The organism is Rhodococcus sp. 14-2483-1-2 (assembly GCF_002259405.1).
In the GTDB taxonomy this organism is placed as follows: domain Bacteria; phylum Actinomycetota; class Actinomycetes; order Mycobacteriales; family Mycobacteriaceae; genus Rhodococcoides.
Genome location: NZ_NPFW01000003.1, coordinates 97,793 through 115,139 on the forward strand (window position 1 = coordinate 97,793; position 17,347 = coordinate 115,139).

A 17,347-nucleotide genomic window follows, 5' to 3' on the forward strand; every position below is an offset into this window, starting at 1 on the left:
AATCCAGCATTTCCTGTAAACTACCATACGACCGGTAGATTAAAGGAGCCCCGATGATCGATTCGATTTTGATTGCAAACCGCGGAGAGATAGCGGTGAGGTTGATCCGCGCTTACCGTGAGCTGGGCATTCGTACCGTCGCGGTGTACAGCGACGCAGATTTCGAAGCCCTCCACGTCAGACTTGCCGACACGGCCCGACGCGTCGGGCCGGCTGCCGTCGGCCAGTCCTACCTCGACGTCGAGGCCGTGGTCGGGGCGGCATTGGATTCCGGGGCCGACGCCGTCGACCCCGGATACGGCCTGCTCAGCGAGAATGCCGCGTTCGCGGAGGCCGTAACATCTGCCGGCCTCACGTTCATCGGGCCGTCGGCCCGCGTCATCGCCCGAATGGGCGACAAGGTCGCCGCCCGCAACGCAGCTCGGAAATCGAATGTTCCAACGGTGCCCGGCAGTGACGGCACGGTGAACTCACTCGAAGACGCGCACGACATCGCCGTCCGGATCGGCTACCCCGTCATCATCAAGAGCTCGTTCGGTGGTGGGGGCAGGGGAATGCGCATTGTCAGCGATGCGCAAGAACTCGACGCCGCACTCCAAGCGGCCTCGTCGGAATCGCAGGCGTCGTTCGGTCGTCCCGAAGTCTTCATCGAGCGGCACGTCCGCGGCGCACGACATGTAGAAGTGCAGGTAGTAGGCGATAACCACGGCAACATCGTGCATCTGGGAGATCGCGATTGCTCGGTACAGCGTCGGCACCAGAAGCTGATCGAAGAGGCTCCGGCACCCCACCTCTCCGACGAGACCCGCCGAGCACTGACCGACGCATCGGTCCGACTGGCCCGTGAGGTCGGTTACGTCAGCACAGGTACCGTCGAGTTTCTCTACGAACCCGCTACCGAGAACATCTACTTTCTCGAGATGAACACCCGGCTCCAGGTCGAGCACGGCGTCACGGAGATGGTCACCGGAATCGATCTCGTGGCAACACGTTTGGCGATCGCGAACGGTGAAAACCTACCGTTCGTCCAGGACGACATCGTGCTGTCCGGACATGCGATCGAAGTCCGCCTGTCGGCAGAGGATCCGTGGAATCACTTCGTGCCGACCCCCGGTACGGCCGAAGTTCTGCGTGTTCCCGGCGGACCGTGGCTGCGAGCCGACCTCGGTATAGGCCAGGGCGATTCCGTTGCCAGAGAATACGACTCGATGTTCGGGAAACTTCTGGCGTGGGGAAACGATCGAAATACAGCCCGCCGCAGACTGATCGCCGCGCTCGGAGAATTACGCATCGACGGCTTCACGACAACCGCCCCCTACTGCGCGGGGATACTGTCCGAGCGCAGCTTCGTCGTTGCCGAGCACACGACGACCTCGGTCGACGAGCAGTGGCAAGCGAGCGAGAACACTCGTCCCGCCCATACGAATACCTCCATCTCAGAGGGCAATCCCATGTCATCATCTGCAGCGACGTCGAGGCTCGTCGACATCGACGCCGCGGGCGGGACGGTACGGGTCACGATCTTCGGAGTAGGCAAAGGCAAGGGGGCCGACACCGCACGGGCTGCCGAACGAAGTTCGTCCAGCAGGAGCAACGGAAACGGCAACAACGCTGGTGACACCGGTTCCGCACAGCCGTCCTCACCTATGGACGGCGTGGTTGTGGCAGTCAACGTCGAATCCGGTGCGCAGGTGGTCAAGGGCCAGGCCCTCGCCGTCGTGGAAGCAATGAAGATGCAGATGCCCGTGGTTGCGCCCTACGGCGGAACGGTCCACGCAGTCTTGGTCGAACTGGGAGACAGTGTCATCGGTCGCCAGCAGATCATCACCCTCGAGCCTGTGGTCGACACCGCATCCGTCTGACTCCTCCGACTCGGGATCACCGGACACAGTCGCTTGCTCTCGAGAACGGAGAGCAAGCGGCTGTGCCCTACATCGATTCCCCCGAGCGGGGTTCAGAGCATGGATTGCTCCGGCCCTCCGCCGTCGATCAGCAATCGCTGCCCGGTGACATAACTACCGTCGCCCGAAGCCAGATACGCCACCGCGGCCGCGACGTCGGCAGGCACACACACCCGGCCGAACGGGTACGTGTCGGCCAGGTTCTCCAGCGTGTCACCGCCGGCCGACACCAAGCGTTCGCCCATGTCCGTTGCGACCAGGCCAGGGGCGACAATGTTGACCCGAATTCCGTGCAGACGTTCTTCCTTGGCGATGGTTCGAGCTGCTGCCTCTATTGCAGCCTTGGCCATCGTGTAGGGGGCACATCGAGCCGGCGCTGCATCGGTGAACGCCGAAGACACCACGATGATGTCGCCCCGTTCCGCCGCACGCATGCCTGGTAGCAGCCGTCGAATGAGATCGATCGGTCCGAGCACGTGCACGTCGAACAGGGACTGGAATTCCGGCATCTGCGTTGACAGTACGGTTTTGCCCCTACTGGCGGTTCCGGCGTTGCTGACGAGCAAGTCCACTACACCCAGCTCGGCGGCAATCTCCGTGCACATGTCGGCGACGGCGATGTCGTCGGATATCGAGGCTCCGTATGCGGCCGCTGTACCGCCGGCGCAGACGATTTCATCGACAACTTCGTCCGCAGCAGCTGAGCCCGTACGATAGTTGACGGCCACCGCCGCTCCTTCCGCGGCCAGGCGAAGCGCAATGCCGCGCCCCACCCCGCGTGAAGACCCCGTCACGAGCGCTACCCGTCCCGCCAAACGTGCGCTCGAAAATGTTGAATCAGTTAGTATTTCGGTCATCATGGCCCCGTCTTCGCTGTTCACCGGTCGACGAGCGCGCGGCCGACGATTTCCTTCATGACCTCGTTGGCTCCGCCGTAGATTCGTTGCACTCTCGCATCGCGCCACATCTTCGCGATCGGATATTCCTCCATGTACCCGTAACCGCCGAACAGTTGCAAGCACCGGTCGATCACCGAACATTGCAGGTCGGTAGTCCAGTATTTTGCGCCCGCAGCTTCATCCGGCGTCAGCTCGCCTGCATCGAGCGCGACAACGCATCGATCTACGTAGGATCGAGCCACCCGAATCTCGGTGTGCATCTCTGCCAACGTCATTCGGACCGATTGCAGCGCGGCCAAAGACCCGCCGAATGCTTGACGCTCTCGCGTGTGGTCGAGTGCGAGCGCGAGTGCCTTTTCGGCCGACGCTGCAGCCAACACCGCCATAGACAGCCGCTCGCGAGGTAAATTCTTCATGGCTGAGGCGAAGCCACGACCCGGGATGCCGATGACGTTGGATCGCGGGACACGGCATTCGCCGAAGAACAACTCGGCGGTGTCCTGCGCCCGACGGCCGATCTTGTGCAATGGTTTTCCTCGTTCGAATCCGTGTGTGCCCTGTTCGACCACGATCAGAGAGGTTTCCCGGTCTCCACCGCCCGCTAGGTCGCTGCGCGCCAACACGATGACGAAGTCGCACGAACTGCCGTTGGTGATGAAGATCTTCGATCCGTCCAGAACCAGCTCGTCACCGTCGACTCGCGCCGTCGTACGAATGGCGGCGAGGTCGGACCCCGCTCCGGGTTCGGTCATGGCAAGAGCCCACACTGCTTCACCGTTGGTGAAGCCCGGCAACCATCGCTTCTTCTGCTCGTCGTCGGTTTGTTCCAACAAGTAGGGCGTCAGGATGTCGTTGTGCATGGTGAAGGTGTCTCCCGCGGCACCGGTATCCACCAGTTCCTCGGCCATCACCGTGTTGTAGCGGAAGTCGCGGATTCCGAGACCACCGAACTCTTCGGGAACTTCGAAACCCAGGTAGCCCTGTCGACCTGCCTCGGTGATGAAGTCTCGTCCGACGACGCCGACGGTTTCCCATTCTTCGGTGAACGGTAGCGCCCTGTGTGTCAGGAAAGTTCGGAAACTACTGCGAAACGCCTCGTGGTCAGGGGTGTAGAGATCCCGCTTCATGCCCACACCATCCGACGGGTTTCGACGCTGTCGACCAATGAGGCCGGCGGATCGAAACGCTGCCCGTACTTGGCGGCCAGATCACGCGCACGTTCGACGAAGCCGGCTACGCCTCCGTTGTAACCCACGATGAATTGGACCGTCCCCCCGGTCCATGCTGGGAACCCGATTCCGTAGATCGATCCGATATTCGCGTCCGCTGCGGATCTGAGGACGTTCTCGTCGAAGCACCGAACAGTGTCCAAGACTTCGGAGAACAGCAGTCGATCTGCAAGATCGCCGAGCAGAAAGTCCACGGGAGCATCGTTGGTGCCCAGCGCCGCCAACCCGGCCCAGAATCCCGCGCGTGTACCGCCCTCGTACTCGTAGAACCCGGCCCCGGCGCTTCGGCCTGGGCGGTTGTTCTCGACGACCATGTATTCGAGCACATCTTCTCCCGGGTGACGCTCATAGACACCACCGTTCGATTCCACGGCTTCTTTGAACTGGCCCCGGATCTTGCGAGGCAAGGCCAATGTGAGTTCGTCGAGTAGAGCCAGGGTTCCCACCGGATAGCCGGCCAGAGTGGACGCGCGTTCGATCGATGCAGGTTCGACGCCGTCGCCGAGCATCGACGCGGCTTCGAGCAGCCTGTTGAGGATCACCCTACTGGTGTAGAAACCGCGATTGTCGTTGACGACAATCGGGGTCTGACCCAGTTGCTGAACGACATCGTAGGCCCGAGCCAGGGTGGCATCGGAGGTTCGTGCACCGGCAATTATCTCCACCAGTTCCATCTTCTCCACCGGGGAGAAGAAGTGCAGACCGATGAAGTCGGCCGGTCGAGTCGTTCCGGTGGCGAGGTCGGTTATGGGAATGGTCGAGGTGTTGGACGAGATGACGGCGTCGTGAGCAAGAAAGGGCTCGACTTCCGCCAACACACGTTTTTTCAACTCGGGGTCCTCGAACACGGCCTCGATGACAAGATCAGCGCCCTCTGCCGCGGCAGGACCAGCGGTCGTCACAATTCGCGCCAGAAGTGCGTCGGCGTCCGTTCGACTCATTGCGGCCTTTGCAACCGCGTTGTCGCACAGGGTCTGTGCATAGTTCTTGCCCTTTTCGGCAGCCTCTTCGGTGACGTCCTTGAGGACGGTATCCATCCCGGATCGAGCGCACGAGTACGCGATACCGGCACCCATCATTCCGGCACCGAGGACCACCACCTTGCGGACGTCTCGGCGTCGGAATCCTGTTGGACGCCCTTGCCCGCTCTTGATCCCCTGCGTGTCGAAGAAGAAGGCCTGAATCATGTTCTTCGAGATCTGGCCACAGACCAGTTCGACGAAATAGCGTGTCTCGATCTTCGCAGCCGTCTCGAAGTCGACCTGAGCGCCCTCCACTGCAGCGCAGAGTATGTTGCGCGAGGCCGGCATCGGCCCGCCCTTGAACTGTTTGCGCAACGAGGGCATCAAGCCCGCAAGCGAATCCGAGAGATCTCCCGTCGCAGGACTGCCCAGCGCAATGCTGCCCCCAGGCATCACGTACGTCGGTTCGTCCCACCGTGCGACAGAACCCGGATTGGCGATGATCCATGCTTTCGCACGGCTGATCAGTTGGTCGGGTTCGTTCAACACCTCGTCCACGAGGCCGACATCGAGCGCTTGCTCGGCCGAGAAAGTCCTGCCGCCGAGAAGAACGGAATCGAGTGCTCGTCGGACACCGAGCAGACGTACAGTTCGCACGACTCCTCCCCCGCCTGGGAGCAGTCCGAGCGTGACCTCGGGTAACCCGAACCTGGAATGCTTGCCTGCCAGCGCGATTCGATGGTGGCACGCGAGTGCGATTTCGAGTCCGCCTCCCAGGGCCGCCCCGTTGAGCGCGGCCACGACCGGTACCCCGAAAGTTTCGAGATCGCGGAGGACGTCCTTGATGTCGGTGGCGAATGCGGTCACGGACGGCGCGTCCTCGGTCGTCGCTGCGAAGAGGTCGTTGAGATCGCCACCGGCGAAGAACGTCTTTTTCGCCGAGGTGAGGACGATGCCCGTCACCGGGGTTGCGCTGGACCTCAGCCGCACCAGCGCTTGCGCCATCGATCTACGATAGGCATCGTTCATCGTGTTGACCGACTGCTCAGGGTCATCGAGAGTCAGTGTGACGATGCCGTCGGTGTCCTGTTCGAACGTGATGGTCGAACGCTCGTCGGTATGTGTGGTGGTCATTTCAGTCCTCAGACTCGCTCGATGATGGTGGCTGTTCCCATACCTGCCCCGACACACAGCGTGATCAACGCGCGTTCGGCGTCGCGGCGCTCCAGTTCGTCGAGCATCGTGGCGACCAGCATTCCTCCGGTGGCTCCGAGTGGGTGCCCCATAGCGATTGCGCCGCCGTTGACGTTCACTTTCTCCGCCGGTAGGTCGAGGTCCTTCATGAACTTCAGGACGACTGCGGCAAATGCCTCGTTGAGTTCGAACAAATCGATGTCGTCGACTGTCAGGTCGGCGGCCGCCAGAGCTTTGCGGCTCGCAGGTGTCGGTCCGGTCAGCATGATCGTGGGCTCGGAACCTGTGGTCGCGGCGGCAAGGATCCGTGCGCGGGGGGTCAGTCCGAGGTCGTTTCCGACGCGTTCGTTACCAATGAGCAGCAGCGATGCACCGTCGACGATGCCAGACGAGTTACCGGCATGATGAACGTGTTCGATTCGCTCGACCCAGTGATATTTCTCCAGGGCGACAGCGTCGAAACCGGACTTTCCGAGACCGTCGAAGGACGCGCCGAGCCGAGACAGCGACTCCGCTGTGGTCTGCGGTCGCATGTGCTCGTCGGTGTCGAGGATGGTCACACCATTGCGGTCCAATACCGGTACGACGGAATTGGAATAATGCCCGCCCTCCCATGCCTTGGCTGCGCGCTCCTGCGAGCTCGCGGCGTATTCGTCGACGTCTCGGCGACTGAAACCTTCGATTGTCGCGATGAGGTCTGCACCGATTCCCTGCGGCACGAAATCGGTTCTGTAGCTGGTCTCGGGGTCGTTTGCCCATGCACCGCCGTCACTGCCCATCGGCACGCGAGACATGCTCTCCACGCCGCCCGCGAGCATGAGCGTTTCCCATCCCGACGCGACCTTTTGAGCCGCGGTGTTCACCGCTTCGAGTCCGGACGCACAAAATCTGTTGAGCTGCATGCCCGCTACTGTTTCGGGAAGTCCTGCAGCCAGTGCGGCGACCCGTGCGATGTCGGCACCTTGATCGTCGATAGGGGCAACGCAGCCCAAGACAAGATCGTCGATTCGACTCGGGTCGAGCCCGAGATTGCGAGCGCGAATTTCATCGATCAATCCCGTCACCAACGAGACAGGCTTGACTCCATGGAGACTCCCACCTGGTTTGCCTTTTCCGCGGGGGGTCCTGATGGCGTCGTATATGTAGACGTCTGCGCCTACCCGAGTGGGTCCCATGTTTCTGTCTCCTCCATGCTTCGGACGCGGTCGACGCCCACTTGGTGTTTTCGCGAGCCTCACAGGGTGCGTTCCCGCAATCTACCAAACACCCGATAGGTGCATGCCGAGAGTGGCGTGAAACCGAGGACAGTGGCTCCCCATTCGACCCGAGCGATAGTCGCCGGAGACGTCTCCGGCACACACTCCTGTTCGGAATCATCGACTCGGCAGCCCTGTCGCGGCCATCGAGGGCACGCATCGCTGCAGCCGGGCGCAACCCTGATCAAATCTCATGCGCAGCGGGGATTCGCCGCGTGGTCGGTCGAAACCGACGCACTCGCGCTGCGGATTCAGGCCGCGACCGGATCCGTCGACGCCGCAGAGGTCGCCGCAGTCCGCGACCGCGCCGAGCGCATCGGCGCAACCGCGGTGCTGCGGCGGTTACGCGCTACGGGACTAGTGCACCATCTGTTGGACGAGGCCGCCGATGCGCCGTCGGATCGCGGAAGCCGATAGACGTCGCCACCCGTCCGCGTAGGGTTCTCGTTGTCCGAAAGCTGATGCGACTGCGCGCCAGCCAATTCGGCTCACCTAGACGCGGCGGTCCCGGCTGGGCTCCGGCGAAATACCCTCAGTCGACCTGGCGGACGTCGCGGTACAACTCCGAAAAATCGACTACCGAACGCACCGGCAGCCCGTAGCGCGCCCACACCTGCGGGGTCACGACCTCACGCACACTGAGGCGACCGACGTACATTCCTCAATCCTGCGTGGTGCTTTCGAGACGCTTCAGGAAGTCGTTGATACCCAGGTTTCCCACCGGAGTCGTCTCGACCTCGAGCGGCACTCCGGACGTGGTGTCCGTGAACGTCAAATGAAGAACGGTGCCGCGCCGTTTGTGCGTCACGGTCAGGTGCGAACGTGGAATCCGGGTCAACAGCCCCAACTTCTTCCACGATCCGAACAGTCCGAATCGCTTGCGCGCCAGTGCATACAGCGTCGTCTCGGACATCGCGAGCACCACCGACGGAGGCATCTTCTGGCGTCGAGCCGCGCCGGCACGCCCCGCCATCAGACCACCCATCTCCCATGCGGTCGTCGAGTTACCTCCGCCGCCGATACCGGCACCGAGGCCCATACCCACGGCACCCGCGAAAGTCGACCCACGTGGAACCGCAAGGGCCACATCGAGAATCGGGTCACCACCGACGGCCGCCTGCGCCCCCGCCCTGGCTTTGCTCTCACGCGACATGATTCACCGCCGCGAGGTGGAATGGGGTCACGGCCCGATGCCCCGATCCGTCGAGGCATCCGTTGTGTTGCTGGATTGTCATTCGTCTCCTCGGTTGGCTGGTACCGATGGAACCCGACATGTAGGTCACATCTCGCGCAATGCGGTCTGCCCACTTCATGTCGACAGGCGTTCTTCGGTGTTGCGCGCTCGCACACCGAACACCGTGAACAGCGCGGCCACGAATGCGGTGACCACCAACAGAACGAGGCCGATGGTGTAGCTGTGGTCGACCGAGTCGTACGTGGCACCCATGACCAACGGTGGGAAGAAGCCACCGAGTCCGCCTGCGGCACCGACGATACCGGTGATCGAGCCCACCCGCTCCTGTGGCGCTTCCTTGGCCACCCAACTGAACACCGACCCCGAACCCAGGCCCATGAATACGGCCGTCAACACGAAGTTCAGTCCGGCGAGGAATTCGAGGGGAGGTTGAGTGATCATCCAGACCGCCATCAGTGCGGCACCACCGCACGAAATCGCGGTGATCAGGCGCGCACCGAAGCGGTCCGACAGCACACCCCCGATGGGACGGGCGACGACCGCGGCAATCGCGAACCCGGCCGTACGGGTGCCGGCCGCCGCGAGATCGAAGTCGTACACGTCTTTCAGGTAGGTCGGTAGATACGTCGAGAAGGCCACGAAACCACCGAATGCGGCGGCATACAGGAAGCCCATCTGCCACGTGATCGGCAACTTCGCAGCCCCGACAAGCTTGGGTACGACTGCATCGTGGTTGGGAGACCACCGCGGAGAATCACGCATGAACAGCCAGCAGACTGCGGCGGTGACAACGAGGGCAACCGCGATGATGGCATGGGTGGTCACATACCCGAACCACTCAACGAACCGCGGCGTGAAGAACGCCGACAACGCAGTGCCGCCCATGCCGGCTCCGAAGACACCCGTCGCAAATCCCCTGCGGGACTTGTCGTACCAACCGTTGACGAACGGGATTCCGACCGCGAACGAGGTGCCGGCGATTCCGAGGAAGAATCCCGCCACGAGCAGAATCGCGTAGTTGCCCAGGTGTCCGCCGAGAGCGACGAGGAAGACGAACGGCACCGACGCCAGCAACAGGATAGGGAACATGATTCGGCCGCCCAGCCGGTCGGTGAGCGCACCGGTCAGGATGCGCCCCAGCGAGCCGACCAGAATCGGTATCGCCACCAACACCGACTTCGCGGTGGCGGACAGTTCCATGTCGGACGCGTATCGAACACCCAAGGGGCCGATCAGGTTCCACGCCCAGAAGCTGATTGTGAACGCGAGTGTTGCGAGAGCGAGGTTCAGCGATTGCGCGCGTCGATCGAGTGGGGTCTCGACGGGAGTGCTCATCGATCACGATCCTTCGTTCCGACCGGGGCCCAGCCGGGCCGGTACTGGCGATTTCCTGGCGACGAGTGCCTGTCGCGACTGCGGTAGACGATGTAGGGCCGAAACAGGTAGTGCACCGGCGCGGTGAACATGTGCACCAGCCGAGTGAACGGCACCATGGCGAACACCAGCATTCCGACGAGGACATGGATGTGAAAACGTATGGGCGCGTTGCTCATCGTCTCGACATCCGGCCGCAGATAGAAAAGGGACCTGAACCACGGCGAGACCGTCTCCCGATAGTTCACCCCTTCCTGGCCGGGCACAGCGCCGAGGAGGGTGACGTAGAACCCCAGCAACAGAGCCGCGGTCAGGACGAGGTACATCACCTTGTCGTTGCGTGTGGTCGCCATGAACACCGGCCCGACGCGTCGACGTCGGTAGATGAGAATGACGAGACCGACGAGAGTACACACACCGGCGATCAATCCGAAGAATGCCGAATTCAGGTGGTACACACTTTCGGATATCCCGAAGAACTCGGTCCACGACTCCGGGACGAGCAGACCGATGGCGTGGCCGATGATGACGACCAGGATTCCGAAGTGGAACAGCGGTGACCCGATGCGCAGCAACCGCGATTCGTACAACTCCGATGATCGGGTGGTCCACCCGAACTTGTCGTACCGGTAGCGCCAGATGGTACCGCCGATGAGCAACGCCAGAACCAGATACGGAAGTACGCCCCACAGAACTGTGTTCACGTTGTCACCTCGTCTCGGCGATGGGTAACAGTCGCGGATCGAACGCCTCCAGGCCAACCGTTTCGATGGGAATCGTCGCCCGGAGCGCAAGCGCGGACTGGCGATCCGTCGGCGATTCCCCCGGCAAGCAGGCGCAGATCGCGGTCATCACGTCGGCATACGGAGTGCCGAGATCGACCAGGCCCAACCGAATGAGTTCCAGCGCTGCGCGGTAGACCGTCAACAGCTCCACCGCCGTGGCCGGCTGGGCGCGGGCGCAGAATTCGAGCACGACCGGAAGATGGTCGGGTAGCTCCCCATGAAGATCGACCAGATAACCGCTGTCACGATAACGCTGTTTGAACTCGCCGAGCACCGATCCGCGCCGGCGGGTGTCTCCGTCCGTCCAATACGACAGGTACAACGTACGTTTGCTCGAGAGATCGAACACGTCGACGTACTCCCGCTGCAGTTTGTCGATATCCGAGCCCGCAAGGTGGTCGACGAAACGCTCCAGGGGCGCGGCGACAGTACGGTCGGGGTGCTCACCGAGTGCCTCTCGTAGCAACCCGATTCGGGACAACAGCTGGGAATCCGGGTACGTCAGGCACCATGCTGCGGCCTGGTAGATCACCCGTTGGTCGACTTCTCGTCGACCCCGCAGCCACCTCACGGCGTCTCCGAACTCTTGGGGAACATTCCCGACGGCACGCCGTTTCCGTCCCAGTTCAGCAAGTTGACTCGACCGGCCAGACTGTCGGCTCCCGCCGCGGTATCGGAGGTCTGCCGGTGTTTGAGAGCGTGGAAGGTCTCCACCGACACCGGTGCCGGACGACCGCTGGCCTCACCGAAGGCACCGGACTCGAACATTCCGGGGCCTTCCTCGTAGTCCAGTGAGCAGGCCATCTCGTCGAGTTTCGCGGCCTGTTCATGGTGAGCGGTCGGAATGACATAGCGCTCTTCGTATTTGGCGATCGCCATGAGCCGGTACATCTCGTACATCTCCTCTTCCGACATTCCAACTGAAGCGGGGATGTCGGCGTTCGGCTCACGGCCGAGGGTGATATCGCGCATGTAGGCGCGCATGGCGGCGAGTCGTTTGAGAACGGTGTCGATGACATCGGTGTCGCCGGCGGTGAACAGTTCGGCCAGATACTCGACGGGTATGCGCAACGCCTCGATCGCCCCGAACAACGTGCCGTATCCTTCGGCGTCGTGTCCCTGCTCGGCCAGCAGATCGACGATCGGCGACAGAGGTGGGACGTACCACACCATCGGCATCGTGCGATATTCCGGATGCAACGGAAGCGCGACCTTGTATTTCTTGGCCAGCGCGTACACCGGGGAACGTCGGGCCGCGTCGATCCAGTCGTCGGGAATGCCGTCGGCGCGCGCCGCCGCGATCACACTCGGATCCTCGGGGTCGAGGAGCAGATCGAGTTGTGCCTCGTACAGGTCCTTCTCGTCCGGTGTCGACGCCGCGTCGGTCACCGCGTCGGCGTCGTACAAGAAGATTCCGAGATATCGAAGCCGACCGACGCACGTCTCGGAGCAGATCGTCGGTTGGCCGACCTCGAGTCGCGGGTAACACAGCGTGCATTTCTCGGCTTTGCCCGACTTGTGGTTGAAATAGATCTTCTTGTAGGGACATCCGGTGATGCACTGCCGCCAGCCACGACACTGGTCCTGGTCGACGAGGACGATTCCGTCCTCGCTGCGCTTGTAGATCGCGCCCGACGGGCACGAAGCCATGCACGACGGGTTGAGGCAGTGTTCACAGATTCGCGGCAGGTAGAACATGAAGGTCTGCTCGAAGCTGAACTTGACGGCCTCTTCTGATTCGCTGCGGAGCTTGGCGACGATCGGATCGAGGTCGCCGTATTCCGTTGCACCACCAAGGTTGTCGTCCCAGTTCGCCGACCAGCTGACTTTGGTGTCCTTGCCGGTCAACAGCGATTTCGGCCGGGCCACAGGGAAGTCGTCACCGAGTGGTGCGTCGATGAGCGTCTGGTAGTCGTAGGTCCAGGGCTCGTAATAGTCGGCGATCGTGGGCTGAACGGGACTGGCGAACAGAGTGAGCAGTTTCTGCAGTCGGCCTCCGGTGCGCAGGCGCAGTTTGCCTTTGGCGTTGAGATGCCAGCCACCCCGCCACTTCTCCTGGTCTTCGTAACGTCGCGGATACCCCTGCCCGGGGCGGGTCTCGACATTGTTGAACCACACGTACTCGGTGCCGGCACGGTTGGTCCACGCCTGCTTACATGTCACCGAACAGGTGTGGCACCCGATGCACTTGTCCAGATTCATCACCATGCCCACTTGGGCCATCACTCGCATCAGTAGGTCACCTCCTGGCTACGTTTGCGAATGGTGGCCACCATGTCGCGTTGATTACCTGCGGGACCGAGATAGTTGAAGGCGTAGGACAACTGGGCATATCCGCCGATGAGATGCGTCGGTTTCACCAAGAGTCGAGTGGCCGAGTTGTGGATGCCGCCGCGGCGGCCGGTGGCTTCGGATTTGGGAACATCGATGGTTCGTTCCTGAGCATGGTGGACATACGTGACGCCGGTCGGCATTCGGTGGCTGACGACCGCACGGCAAACCACGACGCCGTTGGCGTTCACGCACTCGATCCAGTCGTTGTCCTTCACGTCGATCGCGGCAGCGTCCTCGGGACTGAGCCACGCCGTCGGCCCACCTCGGGACAGCGACAGCATGAAGAGGTTGTCCTGGTACTCGGAGTGGATCGACCACTTCGAGTGCGGAGTGAGATACCGGACGGTGATCTGTTGCGCGCCGTCGGGGCCGAGCCTCGGCTCGCCGAACAACCGGTGCATGTCCAGTGGTGGTCGGTAGATCGGTAGCGATTCACCCATGTCGATCATCCAGTCGTGATCGAGGTAGAAATGCATTCGTCCCGTCAGGGTGTGAAAGGGCTTGAGCCGCTCGATGTTCACGGTGAACGGTGAGTAGCGCCGACCCCCGGTCTCGGACCCTGACCACTCCGGCGAGGTGAGCACGGGAACCGGGCCGCGCTGGGTGTCGGCGAAGGTGATGCGCTTGTCCTCCGCGCCCGCTGCCAGGTCGTCGAGGCGTTTCCCGACGCGCTTCTGTAGCTTCTCGAAACCGTCCTTCGCCAACGCGCCGTTGGTCGTACCGGAATAGGTGAGAATTGCCTCGGCCATCTTGACGTCCGTGTCGATGGCCGGTCGCCCTTCGGCAGGACCCGACGGCATCACGCCGTTGCTCGCAGCCAATCGGTCACTCTGCTCGGCCACGTCGTAGGTCACGTTCTTGACCGCGAAACCCAACGTGTCCGCCAGTGGTCCGACGGCCGCCAGCTTGTCCGCGATGGCCGTGTAATCGCGCTCGACCACAACGAAGTTCGGAAGATTCTTGCCTGGCGTCCCCGGGTTGGGCGAACCCTGCCAGTCCGCCACCCTGCCGTGCGGCTGTGCCGTCTCACCGGGGGTGTCGTGCTGCATCGGCACGCTGACCAGATCGTGGCGCACCCCGAGATGAATCTTTGCCAGAGATGAGAGCTTGTCGGCCAGCAAGTGGAACAGATCGAAATCCGACTTCGCTTCCCACGGTGGGTCGATCGCGGGTGAGAAGGCATGCACGAACGGGTGCATGTCGGTCGACGACAGGTCGTGTTTCTCGTACCAGGTCGCAGCCGGGAACACGATGTCGGACAGCAGCGTTGTGGACGTCATTCGAAAATCTGCCGACACCATCAGATCGAGCTTGCCCTCGGGTGCTTCCTCGTGCCACTTCACGTCGTTCGGCCGCGGCGCGTTCGGGTTCTCGGTGCCCAATACGTTGTGGTGGGTGCCCAGCAGATTTCGCAGGAAGTACTCGTTTCCTTTGGCCGACGAGCCCATCAGGTTCGAGCGCCAGAGAATCAGTGTGCGCGGCCAGTTCTCGGGCGCGTCGATATCGGTGATCGCAGCGGTGAGGCCGCCGTCGTGCAGTTTCTCGGCAACAAAACTGCCGACCGTGGACGCGTCCCCGGTCTCCACGGCAGCATTCGCCTCGTCTGCGAGATCGAGCGGATTGCGGTCGAACTGTGGGTAGAACGGCATCCACCCCATCCGCGCCGATTGCGCGATGGCGTCGGCTGTGTGTTCGTGGGTGATCGAACTCTTCGACAACGGCGAGGCCAACGACGCCGTCGAGTAACCGTCGTTGCGCCACTGGTCGGTGTGCATGTACCAGTACGAGGTACCGGTCATGGTCCGCGGCGGCCGCGACCAGTCGAGTGCATTGGCGAGAGAGATCCATCCGGTGATGGGACGGCACTTCTCCTGACCCACGTAGTGCGCCCAGCCTCCGCCGTTGCGGCCCATGCACCCGGTGAGGATGAGCAGGGACAGTATGGCGCGGTACGTGGCGTCACCGTGGAACCACTGGCAGATGCCTGCACCCATGATGATCATCGAGCGCCCGCCGGAATCGATTGCATTGGTGGCGAACTCGCGAGCCACACGGACGGCGGCCTCGGCCGGAACACCGGTGATCTCGGCCTGCCAGGCGGGTGTGTACGGCACCTCGACGTCGTCGTAACCGGTGGGCCACTCTCCCGGTACTCCGTCACGGGCAACGCCGTACTGCGCGAACATGAGGTCGAAGACCGTGGTGACCAGAGCGCCGTCGATCCGGGTCGCCGGGACTCCGCGCCGCAGTACCCTGCCCGAACCATCGGGGGCATCGAATGCAGGAAGAAGTATCTCCAGGTTCTCGGTCCCGCTGCGTCCGTGCAGGGTGATCACGGGCGTGATCGTGCCGAGATCGAGATTCCAGCGACCCTCTCCCGATGCCGAGAACCGAAACCCCAACGATCCGTTGGGCACCGCTGGGTCTCCGGTCCGCCCGTCGAGTACGACCGTCTTCCAGACGTCGTCTTCGGTGGCAGCGCCGTCGGGCAATGCCGCGAGTTCGTCTGCGGTGACGAACTTTCCGGGCACGTAGGCACCGTCGTGCTCGTCGAGATGGATGAGGAACGGAAGGTCACTGTAGGTCTTGATGTAGTCGTCGAAGAACGGCACCGATCTCCGAGCGAAGAACTCGGTGAGGATGACGTGTCCCATCGCCATCGCGAGCGCGCCGTCGGTACCCGCCTGAGCCGGGAGCCATTCGTCGGCAAACTTGCTGTTGTCGGCGTAGTCGGGACTCACGGTGACGACTTTGGTTCCGCGGTAACGTACTTCGGCCATCCAATGCGCATCAGGAGTACGCGTGACGGGAACGTTCGATCCCCACATCATCAAGTAGGTGGCGTCCCACCAATCGCCGGATTCGGGAACATCGGTCTGGTCTCCGAAGACCTGCGGGCTGGCAACCGGCAGGTCGGCGTACCAATCGTAGAACGAGGTCATCACGCCGCCGATGAGCTGAACGAAGCGGGTGCCTACGCAATGCGAGACCATCGACATCGCCGGGATCGGCGAGAATCCGGCACAGCGATCCGGACCGTACGTCTTGATGGTGTGAACGTGCGCGGCAGCCGCGATCTCGATCGCCTCGTCCCATGAAACGCGTACCAACCCGCCTTTGCCGCGTGCCTGCTGATACGACTTCCGACGCAGGGGATCACCGACCACGTCCGCCCAAGCAAGCACCGGGTCACCGAGACGCGCCTTCGCGGCCCGGTACATCTCCACCAGTACCCCACGGGCATAGGGATGCCGAACACGCGTGGGTGAGTATGTGTACCAGGAGAAAGCAGCACCACGAGGGCACCCACGGGGCTCGTATTCGGGGCTGTCCGGCCCGACCGACGGATAGTCGGTCTCCTGCGTTTCCCACGTGATGATGCCGTCTTTGACATAGACCTTCCACGAACAGGAACCGGTGCAGTTGACGCCGTGGGTGGATCGAACGACCTTGTCGTGACTCCACCGGTCGCGGTAGAACACGTCACCTGCTCGGCCACCCTCACGAAAGACCATCCGGCCGTCGTCACTCTCATCCCAGCGAGTGAAGAACTTGCCGACGTTTAGGAGAGCCTTGGCTGCATCCCCCTGAACGGCATTCGACTTGATATCCATTGGCCGGGACATGCTCTTCACCGTACAAAGAACGACGGCTGAGCCAGACGCTTTTATCGAAATTCGAGTCCCCGCACCTAAATTCTTAATTGTATTACGCATTGTCACGGCAATGACGCAGTCCTGGAACGGGACTGGCCTCGTCATATCGAATTTGATGAGCAATATCAGCCTGAGAACGTAGGCGATGTTCTGGTTTCTTGTATCCAAATGTACTTTCGGTTTTTTTCGACCGGTGCTGTAGCGGATACGCACCTGCCTTGATATCAATAAAACACCGATGCAACTACGAATGGTTGCCTCACACTCACTCGAACAGAGGAGCCCTTCGTATGTTCTCGTCCAGCGAACTCGAACTGAACCTTCTTGCCCTGCTCACTCAGCTGTTCACGGGCAGCGCGGACAACGGGAACGCGCCCGCGTCCTGAGCCTGCCGGCGATGCCGGGTACGGCACTGTAACTCAATCGCACCAGGAAACCAGATTTACTCTCGAAGTTTATTGGTTCGCACCGACACACGCCCGGGTCCAAAATCGTACCGAGACTGTTCATCGCGTATTTCTGGACTTCATCGACCACAAGGTCCGTGAAGACATGAACACCA

13 protein-coding genes are annotated in these 17,347 nt (G+C 62.1%); 2 read left to right on the plus strand and 11 right to left on the minus strand.

Going from position 1 to position 17,347, the window contains the following annotated elements; genetic code table 11:
• The first annotated feature begins 53 nt into the window (after positions 1 to 53).
• Positions 54 to 1,862 carry an ATP-binding protein gene (locus CH295_RS02360; protein WP_094739675.1) on the plus strand — a complete coding sequence of 603 codons (1,809 nt, stop codon included), beginning with the start codon at positions 54 to 56 and terminating at the stop codon, positions 1,860 to 1,862.
• A 92-nt stretch (positions 1,863 to 1,954) separates the two neighbouring features.
• Here the strand turns inward: CH295_RS02360 and CH295_RS02365 are convergent, their stop codons facing one another.
• Genes CH295_RS02365 through CH295_RS02380 form a run of 4 tightly spaced genes read right to left on the minus strand, consistent with a single transcriptional unit; the run spans position 1,955 to position 7,360 of the window.
• Positions 1,955 to 2,761: an SDR family NAD(P)-dependent oxidoreductase gene (locus CH295_RS02365; RefSeq protein ID WP_353955437.1), complete on the minus strand. Its 807-nt coding sequence runs from the start codon at positions 2,759 to 2,761 to the stop codon at positions 1,955 to 1,957.
• Positions 2,762 to 2,778: 17 nt separating this feature from the next.
• Positions 2,779 to 3,927 (minus strand): acyl-CoA dehydrogenase family protein, encoded by a 1,149-nt coding sequence (locus CH295_RS02370; protein ID WP_094739712.1) that lies wholly within the window; start codon positions 3,925 to 3,927, stop codon positions 2,779 to 2,781.
• The gene (locus CH295_RS02375) at positions 3,924 to 6,125 is read right to left on the minus strand and encodes a 3-hydroxyacyl-CoA dehydrogenase NAD-binding domain-containing protein (protein ID WP_094739676.1); all 2,202 of its coding nucleotides are present in this window, start codon (positions 6,123 to 6,125) and stop codon (positions 3,924 to 3,926) included. Before CH295_RS02375 ends, CH295_RS02370 begins: the two co-directional genes overlap by 4 nt.
• 8 nt (positions 6,126 to 6,133) lie before the next feature.
• A complete protein-coding gene (locus tag CH295_RS02380) occupies positions 6,134 to 7,360 on the minus strand; it encodes an acetyl-CoA C-acetyltransferase (RefSeq protein ID WP_094739677.1) in 1,227 nt (408 codons plus the stop codon).
• Between the two features lie 132 nt (positions 7,361 to 7,492).
• Here CH295_RS02380 and CH295_RS02385 point away from each other — a divergent pair, with 132 nt between their 5' ends.
• Positions 7,493 to 7,858 carry a hypothetical protein gene (locus CH295_RS02385; RefSeq protein ID WP_094739678.1) on the plus strand — a complete coding sequence of 122 codons (366 nt, stop codon included), beginning with the start codon at positions 7,493 to 7,495 and terminating at the stop codon, positions 7,856 to 7,858.
• A 115-nt stretch (positions 7,859 to 7,973) separates the two neighbouring features.
• On the opposite strand, the gene CH295_RS28410 is transcribed toward CH295_RS02385, so the two are convergent.
• From CH295_RS28410 to CH295_RS02415, 7 genes are all read right to left on the minus strand, one after another.
• A complete protein-coding gene (locus CH295_RS28410) occupies positions 7,974 to 8,099 on the minus strand; it encodes a hypothetical protein (protein WP_288143171.1) in 126 nt (41 codons plus the stop codon).
• Between the two features lie 3 nt (positions 8,100 to 8,102).
• Entirely contained in the window at positions 8,103 to 8,594 is a 492-nt protein-coding gene (locus CH295_RS02390; RefSeq protein WP_141216933.1) for a hypothetical protein, read from the minus strand.
• A gap of 156 nt (positions 8,595 to 8,750) precedes the next feature.
• Positions 8,751 to 9,971: an MFS transporter gene (locus CH295_RS02395; protein ID WP_094739680.1), complete on the minus strand. Its 1,221-nt coding sequence runs from the start codon at positions 9,969 to 9,971 to the stop codon at positions 8,751 to 8,753.
• Complete coding sequence (gene narI / locus CH295_RS02400; RefSeq protein WP_094739681.1) at positions 9,968 to 10,714, minus strand: respiratory nitrate reductase subunit gamma; 747 nt, start codon at positions 10,712 to 10,714, stop codon at positions 9,968 to 9,970. The genes CH295_RS02395 and narI overlap by 4 nt, the downstream gene beginning before the upstream one ends.
• Positions 10,715 to 10,718: 4 nt before the next feature.
• Positions 10,719 to 11,366 (minus strand): nitrate reductase molybdenum cofactor assembly chaperone, encoded by a 648-nt coding sequence (gene narJ / locus CH295_RS02405; RefSeq protein WP_094739682.1) that lies wholly within the window; start codon positions 11,364 to 11,366, stop codon positions 10,719 to 10,721.
• Entirely contained in the window at positions 11,363 to 13,027 is a 1,665-nt protein-coding gene (gene narH, locus CH295_RS02410) for a nitrate reductase subunit beta (RefSeq protein WP_094633306.1), read from the minus strand. Before narH ends, narJ begins: the two co-directional genes overlap by 4 nt.
• On the minus strand, positions 13,027 to 16,755 hold the full coding sequence (locus CH295_RS02415) for a nitrate reductase subunit alpha (RefSeq protein ID WP_252341874.1): 3,729 nt from the start codon (positions 16,753 to 16,755) through the stop codon (positions 13,027 to 13,029). Before CH295_RS02415 ends, narH begins: the two co-directional genes overlap by 1 nt.
• Positions 16,756 to 17,347: the final 592 nt, after the last annotated feature.